We start from the raw sequence: 1,651 nt of genomic DNA, 5'->3' as shown, positions 1-1,651 counted from the left end.
CGCGTATTCGAGGCCCACTTGTGCCATGATCCGGAGTTCGTCGAGGAGGGACGTGAGGTCGTCCTCCGCCGATTCAGACATCGAACTCTCCAGTGTGCGTGTGATTGCGTGCCATAATCGTCTTATGAAGGAGGTCGAATCAATATCAATCAATGGGTCGATAGGGTGATCGAAACGTGCTGCGGTAAAAACGTGCTACAGGAAAGACGGTGTGCAGGAAAGACGATGAGCGGCCGAGCGGCTTACTTCGCCGTGCTGACGATCTTTATCACGTCTCCCTCTTCCAGTTCGTAGGAATCGCTGATGTCGCGTTTCGTCTTGGCGTTCACGGCGTGGAGGTAGCCGTCGCCGATGTCGCTGTGGACTGCGTAGGCGAGGTCCGGCGGCGTTGATCCCTTCGGGAGCAGGAAGGCGTCCGGGAGGACGTTGCCCTGTCCGTCCGTCCACTTCGAATCGTTCTGCACGGGAAACGCCGTGACCCGGTCGAGCAGGTCGTACACGGCCGCATCGAGGCTCTCTTGGACGCCCGTCCCGCCCCATTCGTGCATGACGTCGCGAATCTGTTCCAGCCCCGCCCGCTGTTGATCGCTTAGGTCGCCGATCACCTCGAAATCCTCGTCACCAGGGTCGTAGTCCACCACGCCCGCCTCGACACCCTGCCTGAGCGCGAGTTCGCCCTCGGCGGTTGCGGGGATGACCATCTTGCCAGTCTCGCAGAGTCGCTCGATGTTCTCCTCGGGTGCGATGTCGGCCTTGTTCGCCACGAGGATGATGGGCTTCGTCCGGGCGCGGATGTCGCGGGCCAGTGCCTCACGGTGTTCGTCCGTCCACTTCTGTGGGTCGCCGGGATACTCCAAGCCGCGGAGACTCGTCGTCACGTCGTGTTCCGTCGCCCCGAACCCCGTCAGCATGTCCGCGAGCGCCTCGTCGATGTCGAATCCCGGCGAGCGCGATTGGCGCACCACGCTCTCCCAGTTGCGGTCGATGATGCCAGTGAGCCACTGGTCCATCTCCTCCTCGATGAAATCGACCTCCTCGACGGGGTCGTAGCTCCCGACCTCGACGGGTTCGCCCTCCTCGTTCGTCCCGCCGGAGGCGTCCACGACGTTGACGATGGCGTCCGCGTTCGTCAGCGCGTCGAGGAACTGGTTGCCCAGTCCGCGCCCCTCGTGTGCACCCGGCACGAGTCCGGCCACGTCCAGCAGTTCGATGGGCACGTATCGCTTCCCGTCGTGGCAGTTGTCGTTGCCACAGCGCTCGTCGCGTTCGAGACAGGGACAGTCGGTTCGGACGTAGCTCACCCCGCGATTCGCGTCGATGGTCGTGAACGGGTAGTTTGCCACGTCCACGTCGGCCAGCGTGGCCGCCTTGTAGAAGGTGGACTTCCCGGCGTTCGGTTTGCCCGCGAGCGCGATAGAAATCATGCTTTGTGGTACCACAGAGGGTCGGAACTGTCTTTCGATTTTTGTGGCGACGATACGGGGTTCAAGTCGTGTGACGAGATGGAGTGTGAGCTATAATCGGGTTTGCTCGGAATAGGAGAGCAGACCTCGAAAGCCCCCGCCCGCTCGCGCTTGCATGGTCGTCTCAGCGACATCTCTCCGTCGGCACTTCGTGCCTCCTCCGAGAGGGGTCACTGAGACGACCATGC

Annotated in this window: 1 protein-coding gene; it reads right to left on the bottom strand. The window is 62.2% G+C overall.

Going from position 1 to position 1,651, the window contains the following annotated elements; translation table 11 throughout:
- Positions 1–242: 242 nt before the first annotated feature.
- Positions 243–1,424 (bottom strand): redox-regulated ATPase YchF, encoded by a 1,182-nt coding sequence (locus WBV42_RS07265; RefSeq protein ID WP_423985434.1) that lies wholly within the window; start codon positions 1,422–1,424, stop codon positions 243–245.
- Between the last annotated feature and the right edge of the window lie 227 nt (positions 1,425–1,651).

This window comes from Haladaptatus sp. (assembly GCF_049589095.1).
GTDB lineage: Archaea > Halobacteriota > Halobacteria > Halobacteriales > Haladaptataceae > Haladaptatus.
Note: the sequence above shows the minus strand (reverse complement) of the source record. Positions and strands in the feature narration are given on the sequence as shown.